Origin of the sequence: Devosia sp. 63-57 (genome assembly GCF_001899045.1) — a bacterium.
In the GTDB taxonomy this organism is placed as follows: Bacteria; Pseudomonadota; Alphaproteobacteria; order Rhizobiales; family Devosiaceae; genus Devosia; species Devosia equisanguinis.
The window spans coordinates 706,633-733,033 of record NZ_MKUY01000005.1; the positions used below are offsets into that span (position 1 = coordinate 706,633).

Here is a 26,401-nt window from a genome sequence, read left to right on the forward strand (position 1 = left end):
CCAAGGAAAGATCACCGTGCCCGATCAGCATGCTCCCGCCCTCAGGCGCCAGGACTGGCTCTGGCTGCTCGCCATCTGGGCGGTCTCGGTGGCAACCTTGATGCTGCGTGTCTACTCTCGCGGCGAGGGGCCGCTCTTTGCTGACACCGATGATGCCATGCGCATGGTGGTGGTCCGCGATCTGCTCGCGGGCCAGGGCTGGTACGACCTGGTGCAGCACCGCCTCAACATCCCCTATGGCGCCGAAATCCACTGGTCACGGCTGATCGATGTACCGTTGGCGGCCATGGTGGCGTTGTTCTCGCTGATAACCACCCAGGCCAATGCCATGCTGCTGGCGGGCACGATCTGGCCTCTGGCGCTCCTGGCCGTAGTGCTCTGGCTCTCGGCCCGCATCGCGCTTGAAATCGTCGGACGCGACGGCCTGCTGCCGGCCCTGGTGCTGCCGGTGCTGAGCCCGGCCATCCTGGCCGAGTTCAATCCCGGCCGCGTCGACCACCACAATGTCATCATCCTGCTTACACTCGCGGCGCTCTGGACGGTGCTCGTATCCCTGCGCCGGCCGCGATTTGCCATCGGCGCCGGCCTGGTCATCGCCACCGGCATGGGGGTTGCGGTGGAGTCATTGCCGGTGGTGATTGCCGCCGTGTTGGCGATCGGGTTGTTCTACGTCTTCGACCCCGTCCACAAACGCACTTTGGGTCTCTTCGGTGCCGCCTTCGCCGTTGGCATGTGGGCCAATCTCGCCATTGTTCGTCCGCCCAGCCGCTGGCTGGAAGCGGCCTGTGACATGATCTCGCCGGTCTATCTGCTGGCCGGTTTCGCCATCGGCGCCGCCTATATCGTGGTCGCTGCCCTACCTACGCCGCGAGCCGCCTGGCAAAGGCTCGGTCTCCTGGCCGTCCTGGGTCTGGCTGCCGCTTCCATCGTCGCCCTGGTCTATCCGCAATGCCTTGCCGGGCCCTATGGCCAGCTCGACCCCTGGCTACAGACGCATTGGCTCGGTGCCATCAGCGAGGCCAAGACCTGGCACGTGGCGTTGCGCGAAATGCCCGGCTATGCCTTGTCAGTGGGCATTCCTGCCCTGTTGGCGCTGGTTATCGCTGCAATCGCCTTCTGGCGAGAGCCAGGAAAGCGCCAGCAATGGCTGACCCTGCTGGTCTTCCTCCTGCTGCTCAACATTGTCATGCTGGCCCAGATCCGGGGCGCGCGCCTCGCCGTCATCCCGGCCATGCCGGCTGCCGCCTGGCTCATCGTATCGGTGCGCCGCGCCTATCTGGCGCGCCCATCGGTTCTGCCGGCGCTCGGCCTCCTGGGCAGCTGGCTGGCCTTTTCCGGGGTCATCATCGCCATTCTGGTGGTGGTCACGAGCAATGCCTTTCCCGGCGTCGTCGCGGGCATTCCGCAAAACGATGGCAATAAGCGCGCCTGCCTCGCCGCATCGGCTTTCGTCGATCTCGCGCCTTTGCCGCCCGAGCGGATCATGACCCCAATCGATCTGGGCGCCCATATGCTGCTCGAAACCGATCATGCCGTGGTGTCGGCGCCCTATCACCGCAACCAGCAGGGTGTGCTCGACACCTTCGCCTTCTTCAATGGCCCGGTGGATGGCGCCAAGGCGATTGCCGCCGAGCGCGGCCTCGGCTTGCTCGTCACCTGCCCGACCATGCCGGAGATGGCGGGACAGGCAGACCGCGCAAAGCCGGCCCTGGTCGACCTGCTGCGGGACGGCGACCTGCCCGAATGGCTGGTGGATGTGTCGCTCGAGGGCCCGCTCAGGGTTTATGCGATCCTGCCATAAGCGCCTGGTCCAGTCCCAGGGCAGTGCGCAGCTTGCGCGGCAGCTTGGCCGCGATAAGCCCGTGGGCAGCGACAATATAGGCGCGGATTTCGTCCTCGCTCAGCGCACTGTCCGGCCCGATCGCCACCCAGCCGGCGCGGGCGAAATAGGGTGCCGGGCGAATGCCGTCCATCTCGGTCATCAATGCGTAGCTCATCGGCGAGACTTTCAGCCAGATTTCGCCGGGATCGCCATCAAGCAGGCAGAAAATCTTGCCGCCCACCTTGGCCACCGAGTCGTCGCGCCATTGCCGCACCAATGTCGCCGCCGGCAGGCTCAGCACATAGGCTTCGAATGCTGGCCGATGCATGATCGCTGTAAAGTCTGTTGTCACGACGGCCCCCAAATAAAGAACGCCCCGGCCCGAGGCCGGAGCGTTGCGATGATAAACCGTTTCCCTCAGCTACTCGGCGGCGACGCCGAGCCCAATCGGGCAGGACACCCCGGTCCCGGCCAGCCCGCAATAGCCATTGGGGTTCTTATAGAGATATTGCTGGTGATAGGTCTCGGCATAGAAGAACGGACCTGCCGGCGCGATCTCGGTGGTGATATTGGCCAGCCCCCGGGCGCGCAATGCCTCCTGATACGTGGCGCGGCTGCGCGCCACCACCTCGGCCTGCTCCGGCGTCGTGGTATAGATGGCCGAGCGATATTGCGTGCCCACATCATTGCCCTGGCGCATGCCCTGGGTCGGGTCATGCTCTTCCCAGAAGGTCTTGAGCAGCTTGTCGAGCGAGATCACCTTGGGGTCGTAGACCACCTTGACGATTTCCGTATGTCCGGTCTGGCCGGAACACACTTCCTCATAGCTGGGATTGGGCGTCGAGCCGCCCTGATAGCCCACGGCAGTCACGACAACGCCAGGCAATTGCCAGAACAGCCGTTCTGCGCCCCAGAAACAGCCCAGTCCGAAATAAATGGTCTCGGTACCCTCGGGATAGGGGCCTTTGAGCGGGACGCCATTGACCACATGGTTGGCGGCGATCTCGAGCGGCTGCGACCGGCCCGGCAGGGCTTCGGCAGCGGTGGGGATGGTCGAGGATTTGGTGCGGAAGAACATCTGTGTCTCCTTTTCGCAGCATAATATGGGCACGCACCAGCGCCGCCGCAACATGGCTCCTGCGCTTGTGTTCACTGCGATGGCGAGCGGCGGTGCCTGCACCGCGGGCTAGATCTGCTCCTGGCGCAAAAAACGCTCGCTGCGCTTACGGCGCCCGAGCAGCGCCAGCAGGATCCCCGGCACACCGATGACGGCGAAGGCGGGATAGGTCAGAACGCTGTTGAGCGCGGTGTCGAGCAGGTCCGCGAAGAAGCGGCTGTCGAAAAAGGCGCGCACCGCCCCGAGGCTATCGGCATGCACCTGCATCCAGGCCTGGCTCAGCGAGGTGAAGACGATGTGGTTGGCGGCCAGCGACTTGGTGCCGTCCACCACAAGCAGGATAAGCGCCAGGCCAATCAGCCAGGTGCCCAGAATTCTCAAAACCAGCCGCATGCGCCATTCCCGTGCCCACTGAACAAACCGGTCCGCCGCTGGCCGGCTTTTTCTGGAACGCCATCGCCCTTGTTGCACGCTGGCGCCACAGATCACAAGATGGCAGCGACGGGTTAAAACAATCGTGCGCTAGGCGAACTCATCGCTTGCACATGCATCGCCGATGAGTATATTGCGCCTCGCTCGCACCGGCCGAACAGGCCATCCTCTGTCCAGAGTGGAATACGAGCACAGCGGAGAGATGGCCGAGTGGTCGAAGGCGCACGCCTGGAAAGTGTGTAGGCGGGGAACCGTCTCAAGGGTTCGAATCCCTTTCTCTCCGCCAGTCCTCTTAAAGCGCGTATTTTCAACGACTTAGACTCCCGGAGAATCTTCGGGAATTGTACATATGCATCATGCACGTGTCGTTCCGTCTCCGGCCCCTTGGCTCTGGAGTCGGAGACGGTCATGGCGGCTAAGTGCGCGAGGCTGTGTGAGAACTCGGCGCACATGATGGCTCAGCTTGATTGCGATGGCGCAGGTTGGGCTCCGTTCACCCTGTTATTGCCTTGAGGGTTGAGGCCACGCCGGCGACCGCTACGGCGCGCTTGATGTTATAGGCCAGGATCACCAGGCTGGCTTCGGTGGCAACGTTCTTGAGGCCCCTCGTTCGGAAGTGGGTGGCACCCATCCAGCCTTTTATGGTCCCGAAGACATGCTCGACGGTGCAGCGGCGGACCGCCATCGCGTCTGGCATGGCCTCGAACCTGCGCTCCATCTCATCGAGCACCGCCTCATGCTCCCATCGTCGGATGCGCTTTTCCTTGCCGGACGTGCAGAGCGGGCGCGATGGGCAGGCACTGCAGGCCTTCTGGTTGTAATAGACGTTGATGAGCTTGCCAGCCTCAACCGTAGTATGGCGCTTCTGAAGCTGTTCGCCGACAGGGCAACGATAGGCGTCGGCCTCAGGCTGATAAACGAAGGTGGTCTTGCCCCAGAAGCCGTGCGCCTGAGCCGGTGATGTATTGGGCTTGGGCACCATGGGAACGATGCCGGCTTGCGCGCAGGAGCGGATCTGCTCGCCCTCATAGTAGCCGCGATCAGCAAGGGCGATCATTTGGGCAGCGCCGATCTCGGCCTGGGCCGTCTTGGCCATCTCCAGCAGGTGAGAGCGGTCATGACCCCGGTTGGTCACAGCATTGGCCACCACAATATGGTGTTCGGTATCGACGGCCGCCTGCACATTATAGCCGACGACGCCGCGATGGTCGCGGCCGGTTGCCATGGCGCGGGCATCTGGATCGGTGAGCGAGAGCTGTCCGTCTGGAGAGGCTTCCAGCTGCCGGCCAATCGCCTCGAGTTCGCCAAGGCGACCGCGCAGTGATGCCAGTCGCTCGGTCAGGTGCTCGATCCGCGGTGTGGCCGGTCCGGTTTCTGCACTGTCGGCTTGCTCGAGCTCGGCCAGATAGCGCGCGATGCTCTCCTCAACATGAGCCCTGCGCCGCGCCAGCTTGCCCTTGGTGTAGTTTTTCTCGTGCGTGTTCACCGCGCGCAGGCGTGAGCCATCAATCGCAACCATGCCGCCACCGACCAGGCCAAGGGCACGACAGATGGCAACAAAGCGCTGACACGCGATCTGGATCGCACCAGCATTGTCACGGCGGAAGTCGGCAATGGTCTTGAAGTCGGGTACGTCAGCCACGTCAGCTCGATATTGCGACCGGCCTCACGCTTCAGCTTCCGGCTCGAAGTTAGCTGGTGAAGATATCCATAGACATAGAGCTTGAGCATGGTGCCTGGCGCGTAGCCGGGTCGGTCCGTGGCTGCCGGCTGCACACGCGCGAAGCCAAGTTCGGCCAGATCGAGCTCGTCGACAAAGGCATCGATAATGCGGACCGGTTTGTCCGCATCCACATAATCCTCAAGGCGCGCCGGCAAAAAGCTCACCTGATCACGTTCAGCAACTTCAACGAAACGTCCCATCTGGCACCTCCGAAGCAGTGTCAGATCATACCATAATCAGGAGTTTTCACACAGCTTCCACCCCATTGCGGTCATCCGGAGTTGACTCAAGAAGCGTCCAAAGCGGCCGTTCTCAGGTGCTCGAGAAACAGCATCGATGCACATCATACCAGCCGTTTATCCAACCTCAACAAGGTCCAGAGACGGGCACTAGACTTTTTGTCAGTGAAGTTGGCATGGAGGTGACAGGCGACAAGGCCAATATCCAGTAGATGCCTACCTGCGCCATTAGGGTACGTTGCGATCAAGGCACGTCTGCGCCGAGACTCAACTGAAAGTGGCGTGTATCTGCTCGAAAGCAATTAGGCCATCGCCAGCTAAGGCAGCTTCAGCGCGCGAGAGAGATAGTCAAACAGGGGCGGTCCGGCAACGATCGCCTGCCCGCCGTAGTTCTTGAGGTTAAGACGAACGGCTGTGAACTGGACGAAATGACATCCATACTCGGTAGCGGGTTGTCGATATCCAACCCAGGCACTACAGGTGGCACTAAGAGACGTAATTTTTAAAACGCCGTCAGGACAATTTCAGAATATCCATGCGCTTTGGGCGTTGGCGATGAAACTCGATCCATTATTACGCCGACTGTTCGCGCAGTTTGCATGCGCGATTAAAACCTATCACGCCAGTTTATGAATGTTGATGCAGATGCAGTTCCTGCTCCGCGAATGCCCAGTCTAGCCAAGGCATAAGTGCTTTCAGATTATTGGTTTCTACGGTTGGGCCGCACCATATTCTGAGGCTTGGCGGCGCGGTGCGAAAGCCCGAAATGTCAAAGGCGGCCCCCATATTGTCCAGTCGCTGGGCAATTTCGGACGTAAACCTATGCTGTCCGGCTACATCGAGGCCGGCGATTTTTGGGTCGGAAATGCGCAGGCACACCGACGTGCGGGAACGGCAGGGCTCGACCGCTTCAAGGAAGTCCGCCCACGGGCTCGCCGCGACCCAATCGGCGACGACCTGGTAATTGTCGCGCACTCTTTGGTGAAGCGCGCTCAGGCCGCCAATGGAAATAGCCCATTCCATGCTGTCGATGGCGTCTTCAACGCAAAGGAGTGAGACCGTGTTGATGGTATTGCCGGAGAACAGGCCGGGCAGCAGCCCAGCGCTGTCTTTCATGCGGAAAAGTTTTGGCATTGGCCAGGGCGGAGTGTAGCTGAGCAGGCGCTCCACCGCTTTTGGACTTAAGACAAGCACGCCGTGCGCCGCCTCGCCGCCAAGGCATTTTTGCCACGAGAATGCGATGACATCGAGCTTGCTGACGGGAATTGGCTCGCCGAAGATTGCTGAGGTCGCATCGCAGATCGCAAGGCCCTGCCGGTCATACTCGATCCAGTCGGCCCCTGGTACGCAGGTTCCGGTTGCCGTGCCGTTCCAGGTGAACACCACGTCTCGCTGCCAGTCGACCATGGTGAGCCTGTGTCGAATGTCGCCGGCCCCCACGAGCACACGCACATCCTCAAGTCGGAGCTGGTCGACAATATCCTTTATCCAGAGGCCGCCAAAATGCTCCCAGGCCAGGACATCAACACCCCGGGGTCCGAGGAGCGACCACATGGCCATCTCGACAGCGCCAGTATCCGAACCCGGGACAATGGCAATGCGATAATCTGCGGGGATCTCGAGCAAGGTGCGCGTCAATTCGATCGCATGGGCAATTCGACCGCGGGCGAGAGGCGCTCTGTGAGAGCGGCCCAGCGATGGCAGCTCAAGCGATTTTGCCGACCATCCGGGGCGCTTTGCGGCAGGGCCTGAGGAGAACCTGGGGTCGGACGGACGGGTCTTGGGCTCTGCTCTGGACATTACTCAGCTCATCGATGCAATTCGCCTAAGCTTTGCAGATTTGTTTTTAATGATCAACAAATACAAAATTATGTAGACTAAAGCATGATGCGCGTCGAGAATTTGACCTCCCGCATGACCACGGAGGTCGAAAACTGCCGCACGTTGGGATTGTTGAAGAAATGCTCCTGGGTGAACTCATCATAGCCGGCCATATCGCGCACATTGACGATAAGCACGAAGTCGTGGGCGCCGGTGACATAGTAGCATTGGACCACTTCGGGCTGAGCAATCATTGTTTTTTTGAACTGCTCAAGAAGGCTTGCCTGTTCGCGTTCCAGCGACACCTGAACGATCAGTGTTACGCGCGCCCCACCAACTGCAGGGTCCACGATCGCCACATCGGCCTTGATGATGCCTGTCTGGCGCAGGCGGGATAGCCGGCGGAGGCAGGCGGTTGACGACAGCCCGACTCTATCCCCGATTTCAGAAGATGTGAGTTGGTTATTCTCCTGCACCACGTTGAGAATGGCGCGATCGAAGGAGTCCAGATTTGCCCCTTCCGCGCCCGCCGAAACTCGGCTTTTACTGTTGAGATTGCGCATCATTTCCTCGGTCAGCGTGGGCGCTTCGCCCCAAATCATCTCTCGCACTCGGCTAGATTGCCGCCGTAGTGTCAATGGAAATGGAAGGCCGCCATGCCCCGCTATCTGATTGCCGATTCAATGCCGGATCCGATCCCGGTTCAACTCCTGCAAAAGCTGAGAGAGGTCGAAACCGCGACCGCGGGACATCTGCGCGATACGGGCTTCATGGATGGAGGCCTTCGCCCTGTGTGGCCCGGCGGCCCTGTCGTTGGCTGTGCCGTGACAGTGTCGATCAGTGGCACGGATTCTACGCTGTTGCATCACATAACCGGGCTCCTGCGGCCGGGCGATATCGTGGTTGTCGATCGGCTGGGCGACAACCGGTATGCCTGCTGGGGCGGTGGGGTTACCAATGCCGCCAAATGCGCCGGAGCGGTGGGGGCAATCGTTGATGGCCCAGCAACCGATCCGGAAGAGATCGAGAGCTTCGGCCTGCCGGTTTGGTCGCGGGGCATTTCTGCCATCACAACGCGCCTTGCCAATCTGGGGGGCAGTTTCAACAACCCGGTCAGTTGTGGCGGCGTACCCGTACATGCAGGCGATATCATCATTGCCGACCAGTCCGGAATTCTGGTTCTGCCCAGAGACGGAGCTGAAGCCTTCGCCGATCAATGCCTGCGCGCGCAGGAAAAAGGGCTTGACCGCATCCACCGGGTTCGTGACGGGGAAAAACTCGGAGACGTCTCCGGCGCAAGCCGGATGGTTCTGGAAGCCCTTGCGGCTCAATGACAAGGGAGGGGATTTCCCCCTCCCACCATTATTATGCGCCCCTGGGAAGCCGGTCCGCGACAAGAGCCGTATAATAAGCAACGCCGAGCGGGATGATCTCGTCATTGAAATCATAACCGGGATTGTGCAGTGGCGTGGCCCCCGGCGTACCTGGCGCCCCGTTGCCCAGATTAACAAACGTGCCCGGCACCCGCGCCAGCATATGGGCGAAATCCTCTGACCCCATCCGCAGGGGGCAGTCCGCATCAACCGCATCCTCCCCGAGGACCCGACGCGCCACTCTGACTGAGGCCTCGGTCGTTTCGGCTGCGTTGATCGTAGGCACGAATTCGCGGCTATAGGCAACAGTGGCACTAGCGGCATATCCGGCGGCGATTGAATCGGCCAGGCGGCGCATTTCCGTTTCGATGGCGGCACTGACTTCGGGCAGAAAACTGCGGCAATCGCCCTTTATCCGAACCTCGGAGGGAATAACGTTGCGAGTCCCATTGATTATGAATTCGGTGACCGACACGACGCAAGGGCGGGTAGGATCAATGCGGCGTGACACGATTGTCTGGAGACCCATGACAATGGCCGATGCCGCCACGATCGGATCGACGCCCGAGTGAGGCCGGGCGGCATGCACGCCCTTGCCGGTCACGACGATTTCAAAATTATCTTCTGCACCCATGAATGGGCCGGGGCGCGTTGCAAACTGGCCGACGGGAATGCCCGGCATGTTGTGGATGCCGTAAATCTCTTCCATCGGGAAGCGCTCAAAAAGGCCGTCTTCGATCATGCTCAGAGCGCCACGCCCATGCTCTTCGGCAGGCTGAAAGATGAAATGCACCGTACCGCTGAACTCGGGATGTGCGACCAGGTGCTGCGCAGCGCCAAGGAGCATTGTGGTGTGCCCGTCATGCCCACATGCATGCATCTTTCCCGGGTTTTGCGAGCCATGATCACGACCCGGAATTTCCTGAATGGCCAGGGCGTCCATGTCCGCCCTCAACCCAATTGATCTATTGCCAGTGCCAGCGCTAAGCGTGCCGACAAGGCCGGTGCCACCGATGTTGCGCGTCACCGCAATGCCCATTTCTGTCAGCCGCTCGGCAACGAAATCGGAGGTCGTCCGCTCTTCGAAGCCAAGTTCTGGATGGGCGTGCAGGTGACGCCGCCACTGGGTGAGTTGTTCGTGTGTGGATGCGGATAGTTTCATCGGACAGCTCGCAATAGGGGTTGTGAATTAGGGTGTCGGACGCGCTTCGGTGATCAGGACGAGAACGCGGCTATCTTCGGTCAGCGCCAGTTCCTTACGCCGCACAGGGTCGGCCGCTGCTACGGAAAGGGCCGCGAGGCCCGCCGCACCGGAACTGGTCGTGATGATCCCCTGCCTTGTCTCAAGGATCGTTACAGAGTGTGAAAGCTCTGCCTCGGATACGGTCATGCACAGGGCACCGTATTCACGCAGGGTCTTAAGCGCGGGAGCGCTAGCTTCCCCGCAAGAGAGCATGTCTGCCGATGTTTCAAGATCGCCAGCAGCGCGCACCGGACGTCCGGCGGCCATTGCAAGGGCAACGCAGGGTGCTTGATCGGGCTCGACGATCACCACCCGCGCGGGCGCCGCGAGCCATCCCTGCAAGCCGCCTATGATTGCTGCGGCGAGCCCCCCCACGCCGGCCTGCACGAAGACATGGGTTGGCAATTCGTGTTGGGCCTGCGTGAACTGTTGCTTCAATTCGTCAGTGATGACGGCATAACCTGCCATGACGTCGGCAACGACCGGGTCTTCCGGATCAAGGCTGGTATCAGGGATGAGAAGATAGCCGCTTGCAGCGGCCAGCATGCGCGCCATGTCGACCGCGTCGTCATAGGTGCCGCCGGCAATTTTCACCGAAGCGCCCGCGTCTTGAATGCGTTTGACCCTTACCTCCGGCACGCCGCCATGGAGCACGACAGTGCAAGGCACGCCCGCATGCCGCGCTCCGGCGGCCACGGCAAGGCCATGATTGCCATCGCTGGCACAAATCAGGTGAGGTGGCGGATCCGGCATCGCACCTGCATCGCCAATCCATTCTCTCGGTCTGCCGATGGCCCGCGCCACAGCCGAGATAGCCGCGAAGGTGCCGCCTAGTGATTTGAAGCTGCCAAGCGGCCGGGTTGTTTCCACCTTGGCAAACACGGCCCCGATACCGACAGCGCGCGCCATAGGCGTAAGCTGCATGAGGGGGGTTGGCTCTAGGTCGCCAAAGACGTCGGCAAGAACGGTGTGTGCCCTTGGGGCAGGTGCATGATCTGTTTTCATGCGCTGCAGTATCCGGGTCGTCCTGCCCGGATCGCTGCAAAATACTGCGCCACAACGACTGAAATCGCCGAATTACGTGCAGTTTTCGCCGACTTTCGGCGATCTGATCCAGCCGCTGCTAAGAAGGAAATACGAAAAGCAAGCTTTATCAATGACTTGCACCTGCCTCTAAGCGCGCTTCTGTCCGTCAAGCAAGCAGCTTTACATTGTATGGAGTCGACCGTTAATACAAAAATTAAGCGTCAATGAGGTGCCGAAGATGAGCATGGAACGATATTTCCCCTATTATCAGGGCACGCCATTCTTCTCGCTGCAGCAAGACAGCCGGTTTTCCTACTGTCTCTATGTGCCGCCCAGCTATTACCGTGATGAGGTCAAGCAGGTCCGGCTCATCGTTGCCGTCCACGGCACTAAGCGCACGGCCGAAGGCTATCGCGACGCTTTCGCCAGCCTGGCGGAAGAAACCGGATGTGTGGTGATGGCGCCGCTGTTTCCCATGGGGGTCAGCGCGCCCTATGCCGCAGCGCCGGAAGAGCAGCACAATTACAAATATCTTGAATTCAAGGGCATACGCTTCGATCAGTCACTGATTGCCATGGTCGGGCAGGTGCGCGAAGCCCTCGGCAAGATCGCGCCGGAATTCCTGTTGTTCGGCTTTTCGGGCGGCGGACAATTTGTCCATCGCTTCTACTACCTCCACCCCGAACGTCTTTTAGGCGTCTCTGTCGGTGCTCCCGGCTCCGTCACCCGCATCGATCCGGATGTCGAATGGTGGCCGGGCACGGCTGGCGTCGCGGAGCGATTCGGTAAGGCGATCGACATCGCAGCTCTCCGCCGCGTGCCGGTTCATCTGGTCGTTGGCGCACTGGACACAGAGACCTGGAACGTTCGTATCAAACCAGACAGCTGGACATGGAGAGAAGGGGCAAATGACGCGGGCGCCAACCGCGTCGAGCGGCTTGAGGCTTTGCGTCAGAACCTGGAAAGCCATGGGATCGATGTGACACTGGATAGTGTGGCTGGCGTCGCCCATAGCGGCACTCAGGTTCTCAATCCGGTCTTCGACTTTTTCCGTAAATGCCTTGCTCAGAAGGACCGCAAATGACCGCCTTTCCCCTTATCCATATCGAGGGCGGCCCCCGTGATCGCGGCCTGCAATACGGCCGGTCCGCGGGTGAGTATATTCACCGTGCCCTGGCGCTCTACCGTGGAGAGTTCGAGCGCCGCAGTATTTTCTGGCCCGAGGTCGAAAAGGTTTGCGATCAGGTTTCGCAGCACATCGCTCTTTATGATCCTGACACCATGATCGAGATTGCCGCCATAGCGGAAGGCGCCGAGCTGCCGGTGACCGCCATTGTGGCGATCAATGCCCGCACAGAGGTGATCAACGCCCGGAACTACCGTAACCAGCCAGCGCCTGCCGAATGCTCGGGCATTGTGGCTTTGCCGGACGTTACCCGCGACGGCACCGTCCTGCATGGGCAGAACTGGGACTGGTTGGACGCCGCGGCTGAATCAACAATTGTCCTTCACTTCAGGGACGAGCGGGACCACGAAATTCTGGGCCTGGCCGAAGCCGGACAAGTAGCGCGGTGCGGCATGAACAATGCCGGTCTTGCACTAACGGCAAATGGTTTGCACACCGACCGTGAAGGCGAAACCCAGGGCGTCTGTAGCCCGGTCATACGGCGAAACGTGCTGCTCCAGAAAACGCTGGGCGAAGCCATCGGCGTGATCATGAAGTCACCGAGAAACTATTCGCACAATTTCATGTTGAGCCATCGAGATGGCATGGCCATTGATCTCGAAACCACGCCCAGCGATGTGTTCTGGCTCAAGCCACGCGATGGCCTGCTGGTGCATGCCAATCATTTTACCAGTCCGGCGGCCCTGGTGTCCGCAGTCGATGAAGGCGTGCGTCGCTCGCCAGACTCTCTGGTGCGCGAAATGCTGATCGAAGGCACGCTCAATCGTCGCAGCGGACCGGTCGATCGCCAGACCATCATTGACGCATTCATGGATAGCACGGATGCGCCCTATGGCGTGTTGCAGCCGCCCAGGTCTGAAAAGGCCGGCGTGATGGAAGCGACTGTCGCCACGATCATCATGGAACCGGCGAGGGGCCGGATGTGGGTCAGCCGACAGCCTTATCTGGCACAGGACTTTACGGAATACGCGTTTTCATAGCGCGCGGCGCGCCTACGCCGCAAAAATCCGAGCAGGAGGAAACAATGCATATGAGGACTTCAAAGGCACCACTGGCGAAATGGATGGGCACGCTCGGAATGCTGACAGCAACCCTGCTGGCCAGCAGTGCATGGGCCGAGGACGCAATGCCAGTGGCCGGCGGCAGTCTGGCTATTGCGTTGACCACCGATATTCAGGGCATCAATCCCGGCGTCACGCGTGACGGCAACACAGACGCGGTGATCAATCACGTGGCTGAAGGGCTCGTCGCCTATAAGGAAGATGGCAGCGTCGGTCTGCTCGGGGCCAAGTCGCTCTCCGTCTCCGAGGATGGTCTGAGCTACACCTTTACCTTGCGCGACGGCATGACCTTCCATAACGGCGCTCCTGTCACCTCGGCCGAGGTCAAGTGGAGCTGGGACCGCCTGCTCAACGAGCAAACAGGCTGGCGCTGCCGCAGCTGGTTTGTGCCCGGTGGCGATGTGGTCATTCAATCCATAGATACGCCGGATGCGCAGACCATTGTGTTCAATCTGGTCGAGCCCACTGCGATCTTCCTGCCCAAGATGGCGAACCACCAGTGTATCGGCCCGATCCTGCACCCCGACTCGATCGGCGCTGACGGAAAGTTCCTGACGCCCATCGCCACCGGCCCCTACAAGCTGGCTGAATGGAAGCAGGGCGAATATGTAATCCTTGAACGTTTCGAGGGTTATGTCGCCAATACCGATCCCAAGAGTGGCTTTGCCGGCGACCGGACACCCTATATCGACAGCCTCAAATTCATGGTGGTTCCCGATGCCGCCGTCGCCAAGGCGGCACTGCTGGCCGGCGACGTACAATTGTCCCGTGAGTTTACCCCCAACGATCTCACTGAACTCGAAACCAAGGATGGGCTTAAGGTCTATTCCTCGGACTCCTTCAATTGGAAGCTTCTGCTGTTCAATCGCAAGGACGGGCTTTTCACCGACGTGAATCTGCGCCAGGCAATCACGGAGGCCATCGATATCGACGAAGTGGCCCAGATCATGTCCAACGGGCTTGCCAAGGGCAATCCATCGGCTGTCCCGCTGCTCAGCAACTTCCACACCAGTGTGCAGGATCAGCGTCCCGCCTTTGATCCGGCCAACGCCAAGGCTCATGCGGAAGACGCCGACTATACTGGTGAAACGCTAAAGATAATGACCAACCGCCGCTTTCAGGACGACTACGATACGTCCCTTATCGTGCAGGAACAGCTCAAGCGCGCCGGATTCAACGTCGAGCTTGAAGTGGTTGAATGGGCGACGCAGGACGACGCCTACTATGCTGGCGGCTACCAGATGATGGTCTATAGCTATTCCCCGCGCACCGAACCCTATCTCAGTTTCGAGCTGGTCAGTGACACCAAGCCCGACACCGCCAAGGCCCATGAAATCGTCTCGGACGAGTTCACCGCCCTCCTGCGCCAGGCTGCGACCACGCTCGACACCGCGGGGCGCCAGGCAGCCTTCGACGCAATGCACCGCGTGCTGATCGAAGACCTGCCGGGGGCCAGCCTCTATAATCCCGCCGTTGTGTCCGCCAGTACCGACAGGCTCATGGGATATAGCGAGTTCGGCGTGGGGCATCCACGCCTCTGGGGCACCTGGCTCGCCGAATAGGCCAATCACACCGGGACGGGGATCAATATGCTTTACGCATTCAGACGAATTCTCATGGCTATTCCGACATTGCTCGTGGTTGCCGTAATTGTCTTCACTCTCATGCGGCTTATCCCCGGCGATCCTGCACAATTGCTGGTCGGCGACATGGACGATCTGGAAACGATCGCCCGTGTGCGCAAGGAGCTCGGACTGGACCAGCCTTTGCTGGTCCAGTTCGGGATATGGATACTCAATCTGCTGCAGGGCGACTTCGGCAATTCCATGCGCAATGGCGAGCCGATCCTGCCCACGATACTTTATCGTTTTTCTGTGACCGCCGCCTTTGCCGGCACGGCGCTGTTGCTGGCCGCGCTGATCGCTGTGCCAATGGGCGTGGTCGCGGCCTGGCGGGCTCGCACCAGCCTTGACTATGCCCTGCGGCTCACGGCCATGCTGCTCGTGTCTATGCCCACTTTCTGGGTGGGACTCATTCTGATCCTGATTTTCGGAATCTCGCTGCGCTGGCTGCCGGTCGTTGGCTATGTCTCGCTCGGCGACGATTTTGTGCGTGGCGTGCTCTACATGCTTATGCCTGTCGCCGCCCTGGTGGTAGGCGAGCTGGCCTCGATCATGCGCATGGCCCGCTCCAGCGCCATCGAAGTGCTGCAACTCGATTACATCGCCCATGCCCGGGCAAAGGGGCTGAGCGAAAGACGCGTCCTGCTCCGCCATGTGCTGCCCAACTCGCTTGCGCCAACCCTCACCTTGATCGGCATTACGCTAGGCAACAGCCTTGGCGGCGCAGCGGTGACAGAGACGGTGTTTTCCATACCCGGCCTCGGACGCTATCTCGTCGATGCCATCTATGCCCGCGACTATCTGGTGGTTCAGGGCTGTCTGATGTTCGTGTCCTTCATTTTCATCGTGGTGAATTTGCTGGTGGACCTGTGCTACCCGCTGCTCGATCCGAGGGTTAAGCTATGATCCGCCTGTTCCGTTCTCTTGGCTGGATCGGCTTTGGCCCCAGCCTGCTTGTCAGCGTCGTGATATTGGCAATCGTCGGCTTGGTCTGGACGCCCTTCGATCCCAACGCACTTGATTTCGCGCATCGTTACCTGCCGCCGGCTTTGCCTTATGTGACCGGCACCGATCATCTGGGGCGCGACCTGTTCAGCCGCCTGCTGCTGGGCGCTTCAACCAGCGCCGCCGTCAGCGGTTCAGCGGTCATCGGCGCCCTGCTGATCGGCAGCCTGCTTGGAGCCATTTCCGGCTATTTCATGGGATGGCCGGACCGAATTGCCATGTTGGTGATGGATGCCATCCTGGCCATGCCGGGCATTCTGCTGGCCCTGGCCATCATGACGGTTACCGGCCCCAGCGTGGCCGGGCTGATCGGAGCCATGGCGGTTACATTTACGCCCGTTGTCTTCCGGGTGGTGCGTTCGACGGTGCTGTCCTTGCGCGAAAAAGAGTTTATCGAGGCCTCGCGTGCGCTGGGGAACCGGGATTTCTTCACGATCGCCTACCATATCCTGCCCAATTGTGTGGCCCCGTTGACGGTGGTTGGCACCAGCCTTTTCGGCTCTGCGGTGCTCACCGAAAGCGCCTTGAGTTTTCTGGGTCTGGGGGTGCCGCCGCACGTGCCGACATGGGGTGCCATGCTCTCGGATGGACGCAATATTTTCTCGCAGGCGCCGTGGGCCGTCATCTATCCCGGACTTGCCATCTCCTATCTCCTGCTGGGGGTCAACCTGACGGGCGATAGGCTGCGCGACCTGCTCGATCCTCGGGTAAAAGGACACATCTGATGGACCGTTCAAATCAGGATCTGCTGCCCTTGTTCTCGGTGAACAACCTAACAATTGCCTTTCCCGGCATCGGGGAAGTGGTGCGCGATATCAGCTTCGCCATCGGTCGCGGCGAGACTGTCGGCGTTGTTGGCGAGTCCGGCAGTGGCAAAAGCATGCTCGCGCGCGCAGCCATGCGTCTCTTGCCGTCCCAGGCCACTGTCGTTCGTGGTCGCATAATGTTCGAGGGACAATCATTGTTTGATCTGGGCGCACGCCAGATGCGATCGGTGCGTGGCGCCGGGATCGGGATGGTCTTTCAAGAGCCGATGACATCTCTCAATCCCGCTCTCACCATCGGCGCGCAAATCGAAGAAGGTTTGCGAGCCCATGGGCGTATGGACGACCAAGCCGGCGGCCAGCGTATTCTCGACATGCTGGAGCGGGTCCGCATCGCTGATCCCAGGCGCTGCCTTCGCCAATATCCGCATGAGTTCTCGGGCGGCATGCGCCAGCGCATCATGCTGGCGTCGGTACTGCTGATGGAACCGAAACTGTTGATCGCCGATGAGCCGACAACAGCACTTGATGCAGTGATCCAGCGTGAAGTGCTCGAGATAATGGGGGAGATCACACGCGATCTCGGCGTTGCGGTCATGTTGATATCGCACGATCTCGGCGTTGTTGGCGCCTATACTGAGCGTCTTGTGGTTATGCAGAAGGGTGAATTGGTCGAGAAGGGCAACACGCGGGATATTCTGCTCAGACCTCGACACCCCTACACTCAGACCCTGATCGGCTCGCTTCCGAGCCGCCAGAAATCCTCGTCCGGCGCCCAGGCCGGCGCGTTCGCGCCGGGAGCCCCGCTGCTCGAAGTTGAAAATCTGCGCGTGGTTTTCACACGCAAGGGCAGCCTGCCATTTACGCCTGCGACCACCACGGATGCATTAAAGGGTGTGTCCCTTACTATCCGCGCGGGAGAAACCGTGGCGGTGGTGGGGGAATCCGGCTCCGGCAAGACGACGCTGGGGCGCTCAATTTTGCGCCTTGTTGACAGATCCGGCGGCGTAATCCGCATTGCTGGCCAGGATATCCAGTCGCTGTCCGAAAATGCGCTGCGCCATTTGCGCCGTGAGACGCAGATCGTTTTTCAGGACCCTTATTCCTCGCTCGACCCGCGTCGGCGCATTCATGAGATCGTGGCAGAGGGCTTGCGAGGCGATCCAGAAGTGCATCGGCGCGACTACCGGTCCCGCGCTGCAGCGGTTCTTGAAGAGGTCGACCTGCCGGCCTCGTTTCTGGACCGGTTTCCACACCAGCTTTCTGGCGGCCAAAGGCAACGCGTCTGCATCGCCCGCGCCCTTATCATGCGCCCCACATTGGTCATTGCTGATGAGCCGGTTTCGGCGCTCGACATAACCGTTCAGGCAAAAATTCTGGAACTGATGAAGCGGCTGCAACGCCAGCACGGCTTTGCCTATCTCTTTATTTCGCACGATCTCGGCGTGGTGGAGCAGGTCGCCGACCGGGTCTTGGTCATGCAGGCGGGGCGCGTGGTGGAGGAAGGTGTCAGGGATGCGATCTTTGATCACCCCCATCATCCCTACACACGCCTTCTGCTTCAGGCCGTTCCTGACTTGCATGAGGTCGAGCCGGGCGCTTATGAGATTCGGCGTCGGCACTATAACGACGAACCCGCAGCGCCCCCGGGCATGCGATTTGACTGGCAGAACGCTGCCGGGCCGGCCACGTTGATCGACGTCGGCGACCAACATCGGGTATCATGTGTGCCTCTGATGTCCGTCGTCAGCGGGTGAACGACGCGGCAGCGCAAGGCGAAAAGGCAGGAAGATGACCCTAGGAGGGCACGATGGGCATGAGCCTCCGAGAGCTGAGCGGCGTTTTTATGACGCATTGGCCGATCAGATCGTCAGGCTTGCCATAAAGGAAAACTATGCGAGCGGCGCTCATCTGACCGAATTGGGGTTGAGCGAAAAGCTGCGGGTTTCGCGGTCACCGATCCGCCATGCCCTTAAGCGACTGGCTGATCGCGGGATTGTGGAGGCCCGACCCAATCGGGGCTTTTTTCTCACCGAATCCGCAGCCGGCCTTATGGCCTTGCATGTTGCGGGGCGGTCGCGCACCGTCCCGGAGCTTCACGACATAATCCTGCGCGACTATGCCAATGGCGATTTGCCGGACACGGTGGCGGAGAACTCGCTTACGCAGCGCTATGGCGTATCCGCCGGCCAGCTGCGCTCGGCCCTGCAGGCGCTTTCCCAGTTCGGCATCCTCAATCGCAGCCAGGGCAAGGGTTGGCATTTCGAGCCGGGCCTGACCACGCCTGAGGCCTTGGAGCAGAGCTACCGCTTTCGCATTCTCATTGAATGTGGCGGGCTGACGGACGAGAACTTTATGCTCGACCGGGTTGCAGCAAGGCGTGTCCGATCCGAACACGATAATTTTCTGGCTGACCTTGAGGACGGCACCGCTGACGCGTTCTATGCCATCAATGCAGGATTCCACCTGCTTCTGGCCGAGTGCTCAGGCAATATCTTCATCAAGCGGTCCGTCGAAATCCAGAACCGGCTTCGCCGCGTGCACGAATTCGCATCTTTTCCCACCTTGCCGATTGCGCGTATGCAGCAATCCTGCGCTGAGCATTTAGCGATACTCGATGCCGTAGAGGAAGGGGACCGGGATTTCGCCGCCGTTCTCATGCGGCGGCATCTGGAAAGAGCGCCACGCGTGCGAGGCTAGCCCGTCTCGCTGTAGCTTGTCCTAAAGCATCGTCGCAATGCCAGGACCTACTCGTGCGCAAAATGCCTCGGCACATTCCGCAGCGATTGCAGCAACTTTAGGCGCAAAGCGGGATGTGGGGGGTTGCAGACACACCGCGAAATAGTCCGTTGGTGGGAAATTCTGCTCTACTTCAAGCGCCTTGAGCGTCCCAGCGCGCACTTCTGCGCCTATGGTTGCCGCAGGCAGCACCGATAGACCTATGCCGGCACTGACCATACCGATTGTCGTCGCAAGAGAGTTGGAGTAGTGCACGATGGCCTCCTCGAAGCTTGCCTTCAACATATAGTCGCTCAGCCGGCGGTGGTTCTGAGTGCCCACCTGATAGGAGATGATTGGCGAGGCTCGTAGCCTTTCCACGCGCACGAGCGGATCGTCGTCAGACGGATAGTCCTTGCTCGAAACCCATATCATCTGAAAGCGACAAAGAGGCGTAATGCGGTAAAGGGCGTGGTCTGTTCCGGGAAAGCCCAGGATGATGTCGAGTTCGCGATGCTCCAGGTGGTGCAGAATGGTCGGGGATGACTCTGTGCTGATGGATACGCGGATGCGGGGAAATCGCTCGCGCAGCGTGCTTATGATCGAGGGAAGCAGCGTGGAGGCCATGCTGGGAAGCACACCTATTCGGATGTCGCCATCGGGTTCGAGCGCCTGGCTGGTGTCGTCGAGCAGCTGGTCGTAACGCTGCACGATATCTCTCGCGCCCTCGATAAACCGCGCGCCGATGAGCGTCGGCCGGACATCGCGGGAATCCCGCTCAAAAAGACGAAATCCGAGTTCCTGTTCCAGTGCGGCTACGCGGCTGGAAATGGCGGCCGGCGTAATATTCATACGCTCGGCCGTTACCCTGAAACTGCGCAGTTCGGCGAGCCACACCACGGTTTGCAGGAAGCGTATGTTCACAGGTCAGGTTCGCTGAAAATGATGCCTGACCCTATCGCAAAATGCGCCGTTTGCGCAATCAGGGCCCGCTGTCCAAAGCGGATCAAGCCAGGATTTTTTCTTGTCGGAGGGCACCGAGCGTGGCGCTGAGCCCAGCGCGTATAGTCATGGATTGGCTCGCCACGACAAGTAATTCAGCACCCTCTTTTGCCCCGAAAGCCCTTTCTTCGGGTGTCCAGGCCGGCATGACCCATGGCTTCCCGCAGGTTTGAGCAGCACGGGCGCATCGCGTGAGATCAAAAAGGTCTGCCGCGCTGAAGCTGTAGGCGCCCCGGCCGCGCGAGAGCGAAAGATCTGAGGGCCCGGGGAAGATACCGTCCACATTCGGAAGCGCCGCGATCTTTTCGACGTCTTCAAGGCTTTCTGAGGTTTCGATCATGGCGTAGCACTTCGTGCGACGGTTTTCCCGGTCAAAAGCGTCCGCCGCCGGGCGACCATACCCATAGACGCGCCCACCGGTATAAGAGCGAATGCCATGGGGCGGGTATTTTGCAGCCTGCGTGATCTCGCGGACATGATCGACGCCGAGCAGGTGGGGAATCACTACGGCATCGGCGCCAAAATCGAGTGCCTGCTGGATCGCTTCTGTCGTGGGGGCGATCACTTTGGCGAGTGTGCGGACACCCAGGGCTCGCGTCATCGCCAGGAATTGGTCGAGCGTGGCAAGGTCAAAGGTGCCGTGCTCAAGCTCAACGACAATACTGCCGATTCCCATCAGTTTGGCGATCTCCAGAAACCCGAAATGGGGCTGGGATACCCAGAGGCAAATCTTTTCCATGTTTGGTCTCGCGTTTATAAACCGCCGACCATCTATGCCCTGCCTTCGGCCCGATCCAGCAAGAAAAACTAAAGGGATGGATAGAAAAAGCACGTCAGCTACGAGGGCGATACGGGACAAAAACTCCCATTAACACAGGGAACAAAGTCGGCAGGACGCGTGTGAATAGCAGGTTGTTGCTGTGGGATACTCTCGCGACGAGATATCAATGATGTCAATCCGGCATCACATACTGGCGCGACATAGGCTGCAATAGGCGTACACGCGCCAATACCTCAGCTTATTGTTGGCGGTCCCACAGGGTAAATGCGGATCGGCAGTGCTATTAAGGGCGTTCCGCGCTGCAGCTGCATCGGCGTAGCGCATCATGAGGTCGACATAGCCTGCGGCCTTGACGTGGCGTGGTGGCACCGAGCGAATGGTAACAACACCGGTGCCCGCATTGAGGATGATCCTTCCACACCCACCAAAGCCGACCCGCTTTGGAATGGCCGCTGAGCGTTCGAGGAGGAAGGTGGCTACCATGGTGCCAGCCTGGTTGACTACGGTGAGGTCTCGCAAATCTGCCGAATGGATTGGCTGGTCGAGGTATTGGTGCTCAAGCCGGTCGGGGAAGAGGCACAGATAGGGCCTGTTGCTGCGCTGGATCGCTTGCACCCCCAAAAGCAGATGAAGCTGCCGCAAAGTCCGAAGGCGAAGACGACAATGATGGCTTCGCTACCAAAACCAGGCAGCCCGAACAGCGCTGCCCATGCCGCTGCCGCCATCATAGGCAGCGCAATGGCGAACATCAGAGTGGCGATCGGCATGGGGTTTTCAAACAGGTCGAGCGCGCCATCTCCAACGGCAGATGCTGTCGCCTGCAAGGTATCGCGATAGGTGTGGCTTGATTGTCTTGAGGCCACGACTTGCAGCAAGTTCGGCAGTGAAACGACGGCCGGGCGGGGTGCTCTCAGGCTGGATCAGGACGCCAAGCGTACTGTGCGCTTGAAAAGCGACGCAGCCCAGAGGCTGATGAGGATCCCCAGGCTCATCGCCGCCAGAAACACCCAGCCCGATAACGAGCCGGCATGGATGCCCGAGAGCAGCACGCCCACCGTGCAACCCAGCGCCGTCATGGCGCCCCAGCCGAGCAATAGGCCGCCAACAAGGCCCCGCGCCACATCCGTGCCGGTGAGCCGCCGCGGCTTGAACTGGCCCGCAAGCAGCGAGGTGATCCAGCTGGCTGCGATCAGGCCGATGACGAAAAGGCCATTGTTCGAAAGCAGGGCCTCCTTCACGACCGTGGCGCAGCCCCGAAGCCCGTCCAGGCCGAACAGCGAAGAAGGCAGAATGGCCCAGTTGGTGCCGGCCGTGCGGGCAATGCTGCCCAGTTCGGCGGTGACGCCGAGGGGTGCGACGCGAAAATAGGCCAATGTGGCGATGATGCCGACCAGAGTACCGGCCACCACCGGCGGCCAGCGACGGAGGAACAAAAGGCCCATGGCTTCGCGCAAGGTTAGCGGGGCAGGGGCTTCGCCTGCCCTCGGGCGGGACCACCAGATGGCCAGAGCCGCCAGCGCAGCGACCGCGAGCAACGTGGCAGACAGCCCACCGGCATAGCCAAGGTGATGGGGAAGCCAGAAAATGAAAGCGTTTGACGTCATGGCGAGAAAAAGGGGATTCCAGGTAAGAAACCCAATGCCGAACCCGACCAATGCGCCGATGATGGCGAAGGGGGAAATAACCGAGCCTTCTGCCAGCCGATAGAAATGCGCGGACAGGCACGAGCCGGAAATGGCCATGCCAATGCCGAAGGCAAAGGCGGCGATGACCAGCGTAATGCTGACCGGGCCGATATGCGCGGTGGGCGGCAGCCGATCCAGCGCCGGGCTTGGCAGCCAGGCTCCAAAGATCGTCGTGTAGCCGATGGCGCCCACGGCTAATGCGACAAAAATGGCGATCACGCCGCCGGCCTCGCGCTTCTCAATCAGGTCGCGGAAATTGCAGTAAAAGCAGAAGCGGCTGCGCTGCAGAACAGCGCCGAATGCCGCGCCCAGCAGCAGGGATAGAGCTAGTGAGCGTCCTTGTGGCCCCTGCGCGTCCAGAGTGAGAAATCCCCAGCCCAGCGCCAGGGCGATGAGGGTAGGCAGGCCATAGCGAATGGCAGGATTGGTCATTTTTGTCCCCGGGCGAGGCGGGCGCCGTGAAGCGCCCGCCTGATACGAGCCGACTTCGGCTTTGCGTCAGATCTTGCCCCAGACGGTGCCGGACGGGTTGTCGATCGGAACGCCGACTGCGTTGCCATATTCGGTCCAGGAGCCATCGTAGTTGCGCACCTCGTAGCCGAGGATGCGGGAGAGCACGAACCAGGTGTGGCTGGAGCGCTCGCCAATGCGGCAATAGGTGATGATCGGCTTGGTGCCATCAATGCCGATGGCGGCGAAGGCGGCCTTGAGTTCATCGGCGGACTTAAAGGTGCCGTCCTCGTTGACCGCACCGCCCCAGGGGAAGTTTACCGCGCCAGGAATGTGTCCGGCGCGGACCGATAGTTCCTGCACGCCTTCGGGTGCGAAGATTTCGCCGCTATATTCCTTGGGGCCACGGATGTCGACCAGCGAAACGTCCGCCCCACCTTCGACCACTTCAAGCACGTCGACAAGGCGCGCACGCAGTGGCGCGGCATCGTCGGTCAGGTCGATGGAAGACGCGGCATAGTCCGGCGTTGCCGTGTCGAGCGGCAGCCCCTCGGCTTCCCAGAGCTTGCGGCCACCATCGAGCAGCTTCACGTCGTGTATGCCGTGAATATCGAACACCCAGGCGCCCCAGGCGGCAAACCAGTTGTTGTTGTCGCCATAAAGCACGACCGTCGTGTCCTCGGTGACGCCGGCAGCCTGCAGGATGGCTTCGAGCCCCTGGCTCGAAACAATGTCGCGGCGAACGGTATCGACGAGGTCGGTGTGCCAGGCGAGGTTTACCGCCCCTGGAATGTGGCCACGTTCATAAACGCCGGTATCGACGCTGACTTCGAACACGCGGACATCGGGGTTGGTCAGGTTTTCGGCCAGCCAATCGGCAGTCACCAGCGGGCCATCCTCGCCAAGTGCTACGGCTGGCACGGCGGCGATGGCTATGGCGGTGGCCACAGCGGTTATGCGCTTGGTCAGAGCATTCATTCTAAGCCTCGTTCGCTTCCAGTCGCGGCCCTCTGCCGCGCCCCCTAATCATGGCGAAAAGGCGGCGGGGGGATCAAAGCATCAGGGACCAAATACCTGCCGAAGCGAACAAAAAAGCTGCTCCCGGAGCCGGGATGGCGCAGAAATTTTGTCTATCAACTTAGTAGACTATTTCGTCAAGGTCGCCCTTGATCTGATCTGTTGGTCTATTGGATTCGTGGTGTGTCGAGCCGTCTCAGCCAAGGGCAGACTGGGATTTGCGTCCGACAATCACGTAGCGGCTCACGCCTCCGGGACATACCGCTGCGCGTGCTTGATTGAGTTCATGGAAGGCTTCGGCCCGCGCAATGTCAAAACCGGCCGCGGCCAATGCCTCTGCGGCCAAGGTCGCATCCTTGATACCGGCCAGAGGGAAGACCTGTTTTTGGTCGGCGGAGAACCCTGTCCAGAAGCCGTCGACAAGCAGTACCCAGCCGTTCGGGCGAAGCCATTGGTGGAGTTGCTTGAAAACGAGGTCAGGGCGGTTGAGGTGGCACAGCACCTGGCGCGAAACGATCAGATCGAAACCACCGCCGCCTTGCGGGTCCGGGCTCATATCCGTTCCCACAATGAAGTCATTGACGCCGAGCTCAGGATGAAGCCGCAGGCCCTCCGCTACCATGTGATTGGACGGCTCAAGGCCCAGAACGGGGTAGCCGGCGCCTTTAAGGGCTGCCATCAGCGTGCCGGTGCCTGCACCGTAATCCACTATCCGCGCTCCGGTCGGCAGACCCATAGCGTGGATTATTGCAATCCAGGCCTCCGCCTCTTCGCCAGGCAGTGTGTGTTCGGTGTCTTCTTCGTATGTCAGGGCCTGTTCGGCTGTGTAGGCTTGGTCGACCATCAACTACGCCGTCTGCCGTGTCGGGAAGTCGTGCCGGCAGGTCGAGGCGCGCATCCCAGGATGTCCGCCGTAACCCAGCGCCGGGATGAAGGTCGTCACTGCCGCAGGTTTCAAAAGACGATCCAGAATAGGGTTGCAAATGTTCGTAACGTTATTACGTTACTCCCTGTTGATGCAAGACTGGAATCGGCATGGATTGCGAACTAACCCTGACGCTAAACCTGCAAAAGGTATGGAGCTTGTTGCTTCCAGCTACAGAGCGGTCAGCTGGCTCTGAGCGCGGAGTCTCGCAGTTTGGCTTCGGTGTCTCAAAATGAGCGCTGCCATCGGACATTTCGACAATCCGATACCGGTCTACCTGCTGACGGGATTTCTTGGTTCGGGCAAAACGACGCTACTTAACCGCATGCTGCAGGCCGACGGGCCACGTACCGCCGTCATCGTCAACGAGTTCGGGGACGTTGCGATCGACAATGATCTCTTCAAGGTCGACGGAACCGCTTCCGACCTGATCGAGACGTCAAACGGCTGCATCTGCTGTGAGCCAGGCAATGACATCGTCAGTACCCTGGCGCGACTTTCGGCAGCGATCGACAATGGCGATGTCAGCGCCGTCGACCGTGTCTTGATCGAAACGACCGGACTGGCCGATCCGGCCCCGATCATCAACCAAATGCTGATCGCAAGCTCGTATTCAATCGCCGGACGTTTCTTTGCGCTGGCCTCCGTCATCACCACGCTGGACGCGGTGAAAGGCAAAGAAACAGTCGAAGAGAGGATTCTGGCACACAAGCAGCTTGCCTTCGCCGATCGCGTCGCGCTGACCAAGGCAGATATGCTGACACAGGCTCAAGCAGATCGCCGCGAAGCCTTGATGGCCCTTGTGGCCCGGATTAACCCCGCGGCACGGGTCTTCGACATTCAGGATCCCCTGGCACAGCCCGAAAGTCTTCTGGAGCATGGCATCTACGCCCCTGATGGCAGGAGCATGGACGTGATCGGCTGGCTCAAGGCAGAGAGCCCACTGTCAAAGGCCTTTGGGGCAAAGGACGTCTCGCAGTGGCTCCCCGGCAACCGCCACTCAGATGTCTACACCAAAAGCATGGTCCTGGACGGCTCCGTCACCTCAAGGCAGGTGACCAGCTTCCTCGATATCCTCATGCGCGCGGCCGGAAATCGGCTGCTGCGGCTCAAAGGCCTGCTCTCGCTTGCTGATGATCCTGACCGGCCCTACCTCATCCACATCGTGCAAGGTACCTTTCATCCGCCGCAACGACTGGAGCGTTGGCCCAGCGAAGATCGCCGAACCCGCCTTGTCATCATTGCCGACGGGATCGATGAGATGGCGCTCGAAAGCTTCCTGCAGGTGCTCAAGCCGAAGCGCGTGCGTAAGGCCGAAACTGCTGCACCAGACACGAAGAGCGAACACTGAAACAGCATGAGTTCGCGGGTTGAACGCGCGCGTCACGC

The 26,401-nt window shown here is 60.3% G+C and carries 24 protein-coding genes, 1 tRNA gene and 1 pseudogene; 12 read left to right on the forward strand and 14 right to left on the reverse strand.

Features of this window, described 5'->3' with window-relative positions:
- The first annotated feature begins 16 nt into the window (after nucleotides 1–16).
- The gene (locus BGO80_RS11720; RefSeq protein WP_286721618.1) at nucleotides 17–1,801 is read left to right on the forward strand and encodes a hypothetical protein; all 1,785 of its coding nucleotides are present in this window, start codon (nucleotides 17–19) and stop codon (nucleotides 1,799–1,801) included.
- On the opposite strand, the gene BGO80_RS11725 is transcribed toward BGO80_RS11720, so the two are convergent.
- From BGO80_RS11725 to BGO80_RS11735, 3 genes are all read right to left on the reverse strand, one after another.
- Entirely contained in the window at nucleotides 1,776–2,174 is a 399-nt protein-coding gene (locus tag BGO80_RS11725) for an MmcQ/YjbR family DNA-binding protein (RefSeq protein WP_286721619.1), read from the reverse strand. The two genes, BGO80_RS11720 and BGO80_RS11725, sit on opposite strands and share 26 nt — an antisense overlap.
- 69 nt (nucleotides 2,175–2,243) lie before the next feature.
- Nucleotides 2,244–2,900 (reverse strand): peptide-methionine (S)-S-oxide reductase MsrA, encoded by a 657-nt coding sequence (msrA, locus tag BGO80_RS11730; protein WP_286721620.1) that lies wholly within the window; start codon nucleotides 2,898–2,900, stop codon nucleotides 2,244–2,246.
- Between the two features lie 108 nt (nucleotides 2,901–3,008).
- Nucleotides 3,009–3,332, reverse strand: a complete 324-nt coding sequence (locus BGO80_RS11735; RefSeq protein ID WP_286721621.1) for a hypothetical protein — start codon at nucleotides 3,330–3,332, stop codon at nucleotides 3,009–3,011.
- 235 nt (nucleotides 3,333–3,567) lie between these two features.
- Here BGO80_RS11735 and BGO80_RS11740 point away from each other — a divergent pair.
- A tRNA-Ser gene (locus BGO80_RS11740) sits at nucleotides 3,568–3,657 on the forward strand.
- A gap of 207 nt (nucleotides 3,658–3,864) precedes the next feature.
- Here BGO80_RS11740 and BGO80_RS11745 read toward each other — a convergent pair.
- The 3 genes and pseudogenes from BGO80_RS11745 to BGO80_RS11755 form a co-directional block, all read right to left on the reverse strand.
- Nucleotides 3,865–5,294 (reverse strand): annotated as a pseudogene (locus tag BGO80_RS11745) (IS1182 family transposase).
- A 666-nt stretch (nucleotides 5,295–5,960) separates the two neighbouring features.
- Nucleotides 5,961–7,133, reverse strand: a complete 1,173-nt coding sequence (locus BGO80_RS11750) for a phosphoserine transaminase (protein ID WP_126148806.1) — start codon at nucleotides 7,131–7,133, stop codon at nucleotides 5,961–5,963.
- A gap of 77 nt (nucleotides 7,134–7,210) precedes the next feature.
- Nucleotides 7,211–7,756 carry an Lrp/AsnC family transcriptional regulator gene (locus tag BGO80_RS11755; RefSeq protein ID WP_223214068.1) on the reverse strand — a complete coding sequence of 182 codons (546 nt, stop codon included), beginning with the start codon at nucleotides 7,754–7,756 and terminating at the stop codon, nucleotides 7,211–7,213.
- 54 nt (nucleotides 7,757–7,810) lie between these two features.
- Here BGO80_RS11755 and BGO80_RS11760 point away from each other — a divergent pair, with 54 nt between their 5' ends.
- Complete coding sequence (locus BGO80_RS11760; protein ID WP_126148807.1) at nucleotides 7,811–8,488, forward strand: RraA family protein; 678 nt, start codon at nucleotides 7,811–7,813, stop codon at nucleotides 8,486–8,488.
- Nucleotides 8,489–8,519: 31 nt separating this feature from the next.
- Here BGO80_RS11760 and BGO80_RS11765 read toward each other — a convergent pair whose 3' ends face one another.
- Both BGO80_RS11765 and BGO80_RS11770 read right to left on the reverse strand, forming a co-directional pair.
- Nucleotides 8,520–9,689: a M20 aminoacylase family protein gene (locus BGO80_RS11765; RefSeq protein ID WP_286721622.1), complete on the reverse strand. Its 1,170-nt coding sequence runs from the start codon at nucleotides 9,687–9,689 to the stop codon at nucleotides 8,520–8,522.
- A gap of 27 nt (nucleotides 9,690–9,716) precedes the next feature.
- Nucleotides 9,717–10,775, reverse strand: a complete 1,059-nt coding sequence (locus tag BGO80_RS11770; RefSeq protein ID WP_286721623.1) for a pyridoxal-phosphate dependent enzyme — start codon at nucleotides 10,773–10,775, stop codon at nucleotides 9,717–9,719.
- Here BGO80_RS11770 and BGO80_RS11775 point away from each other — a divergent pair.
- The 8 genes from BGO80_RS11775 to BGO80_RS11810 are packed head-to-tail and all read left to right on the forward strand — an operon-like array spanning nucleotide 10,761 to nucleotide 19,134.
- Nucleotides 10,761–11,024: a hypothetical protein gene (locus tag BGO80_RS11775; protein ID WP_286723103.1), complete on the forward strand. Its 264-nt coding sequence runs from the start codon at nucleotides 10,761–10,763 to the stop codon at nucleotides 11,022–11,024. The two genes, BGO80_RS11770 and BGO80_RS11775, sit on opposite strands and share 15 nt — an antisense overlap.
- A gap of 1 nt (nucleotide 11,025) precedes the next feature.
- Nucleotides 11,026–11,880, forward strand: a complete 855-nt coding sequence (locus tag BGO80_RS11780; RefSeq protein ID WP_286721624.1) for an alpha/beta hydrolase — start codon at nucleotides 11,026–11,028, stop codon at nucleotides 11,878–11,880.
- Complete coding sequence (locus tag BGO80_RS11785; RefSeq protein WP_164550196.1) at nucleotides 11,877–12,962, forward strand: C45 family autoproteolytic acyltransferase/hydrolase; 1,086 nt, start codon at nucleotides 11,877–11,879, stop codon at nucleotides 12,960–12,962. Before BGO80_RS11780 ends, BGO80_RS11785 begins: the two co-directional genes overlap by 4 nt.
- A gap of 44 nt (nucleotides 12,963–13,006) precedes the next feature.
- Nucleotides 13,007–14,605, forward strand: a complete 1,599-nt coding sequence (locus BGO80_RS11790; RefSeq protein WP_286721625.1) for an ABC transporter substrate-binding protein — start codon at nucleotides 13,007–13,009, stop codon at nucleotides 14,603–14,605.
- Between the two features lie 27 nt (nucleotides 14,606–14,632).
- A complete protein-coding gene (locus tag BGO80_RS11795) occupies nucleotides 14,633–15,571 on the forward strand; it encodes an ABC transporter permease (RefSeq protein ID WP_286721626.1) in 939 nt (312 codons plus the stop codon).
- Nucleotides 15,568–16,395: an ABC transporter permease gene (locus BGO80_RS11800; protein WP_126148815.1), complete on the forward strand. Its 828-nt coding sequence runs from the start codon at nucleotides 15,568–15,570 to the stop codon at nucleotides 16,393–16,395. Before BGO80_RS11795 ends, BGO80_RS11800 begins: the two co-directional genes overlap by 4 nt.
- The gene (locus tag BGO80_RS11805) at nucleotides 16,395–18,191 is read left to right on the forward strand and encodes an ABC transporter ATP-binding protein (RefSeq protein WP_126148816.1); all 1,797 of its coding nucleotides are present in this window, start codon (nucleotides 16,395–16,397) and stop codon (nucleotides 18,189–18,191) included. Before BGO80_RS11800 ends, BGO80_RS11805 begins: the two co-directional genes overlap by 1 nt.
- A 34-nt stretch (nucleotides 18,192–18,225) precedes the next feature.
- A complete protein-coding gene (locus BGO80_RS11810) occupies nucleotides 18,226–19,134 on the forward strand; it encodes a GntR family transcriptional regulator (protein ID WP_126148817.1) in 909 nt (302 codons plus the stop codon).
- A gap of 21 nt (nucleotides 19,135–19,155) precedes the next feature.
- Here the strand turns inward: BGO80_RS11810 and BGO80_RS11815 are convergent, their stop codons facing one another.
- From BGO80_RS11815 to BGO80_RS11840, 6 genes are all read right to left on the reverse strand, one after another.
- On the reverse strand, nucleotides 19,156–20,076 hold the full coding sequence (locus BGO80_RS11815; protein ID WP_286721627.1) for a LysR family transcriptional regulator: 921 nt from the start codon (nucleotides 20,074–20,076) through the stop codon (nucleotides 19,156–19,158).
- An 82-nt stretch (nucleotides 20,077–20,158) separates the two neighbouring features.
- Nucleotides 20,159–20,893, reverse strand: a complete 735-nt coding sequence (locus tag BGO80_RS11820; RefSeq protein ID WP_286721628.1) for an HpcH/HpaI aldolase family protein — start codon at nucleotides 20,891–20,893, stop codon at nucleotides 20,159–20,161.
- Between the two features lie 542 nt (nucleotides 20,894–21,435).
- A complete protein-coding gene (locus BGO80_RS11825; protein WP_286721629.1) occupies nucleotides 21,436–21,810 on the reverse strand; it encodes a hypothetical protein in 375 nt (124 codons plus the stop codon).
- A 45-nt stretch (nucleotides 21,811–21,855) separates the two neighbouring features.
- Entirely contained in the window at nucleotides 21,856–23,052 is a 1,197-nt protein-coding gene (locus BGO80_RS11830; protein ID WP_286721630.1) for a YeeE/YedE family protein, read from the reverse strand.
- 66 nt (nucleotides 23,053–23,118) lie between these two features.
- Nucleotides 23,119–24,048 (reverse strand): sulfurtransferase, encoded by a 930-nt coding sequence (locus tag BGO80_RS11835; protein WP_286721631.1) that lies wholly within the window; start codon nucleotides 24,046–24,048, stop codon nucleotides 23,119–23,121.
- 235 nt (nucleotides 24,049–24,283) lie between these two features.
- On the reverse strand, nucleotides 24,284–24,931 hold the full coding sequence (locus tag BGO80_RS11840) for a class I SAM-dependent methyltransferase (RefSeq protein WP_286721632.1): 648 nt from the start codon (nucleotides 24,929–24,931) through the stop codon (nucleotides 24,284–24,286).
- A gap of 313 nt (nucleotides 24,932–25,244) precedes the next feature.
- Between BGO80_RS11840 and BGO80_RS11845 the strand changes: the two genes are divergently transcribed.
- Nucleotides 25,245–26,363 (forward strand): CobW family GTP-binding protein, encoded by a 1,119-nt coding sequence (locus BGO80_RS11845; protein ID WP_286721633.1) that lies wholly within the window; start codon nucleotides 25,245–25,247, stop codon nucleotides 26,361–26,363.
- Nucleotides 26,364–26,401 lie beyond the last annotated feature (38 nt).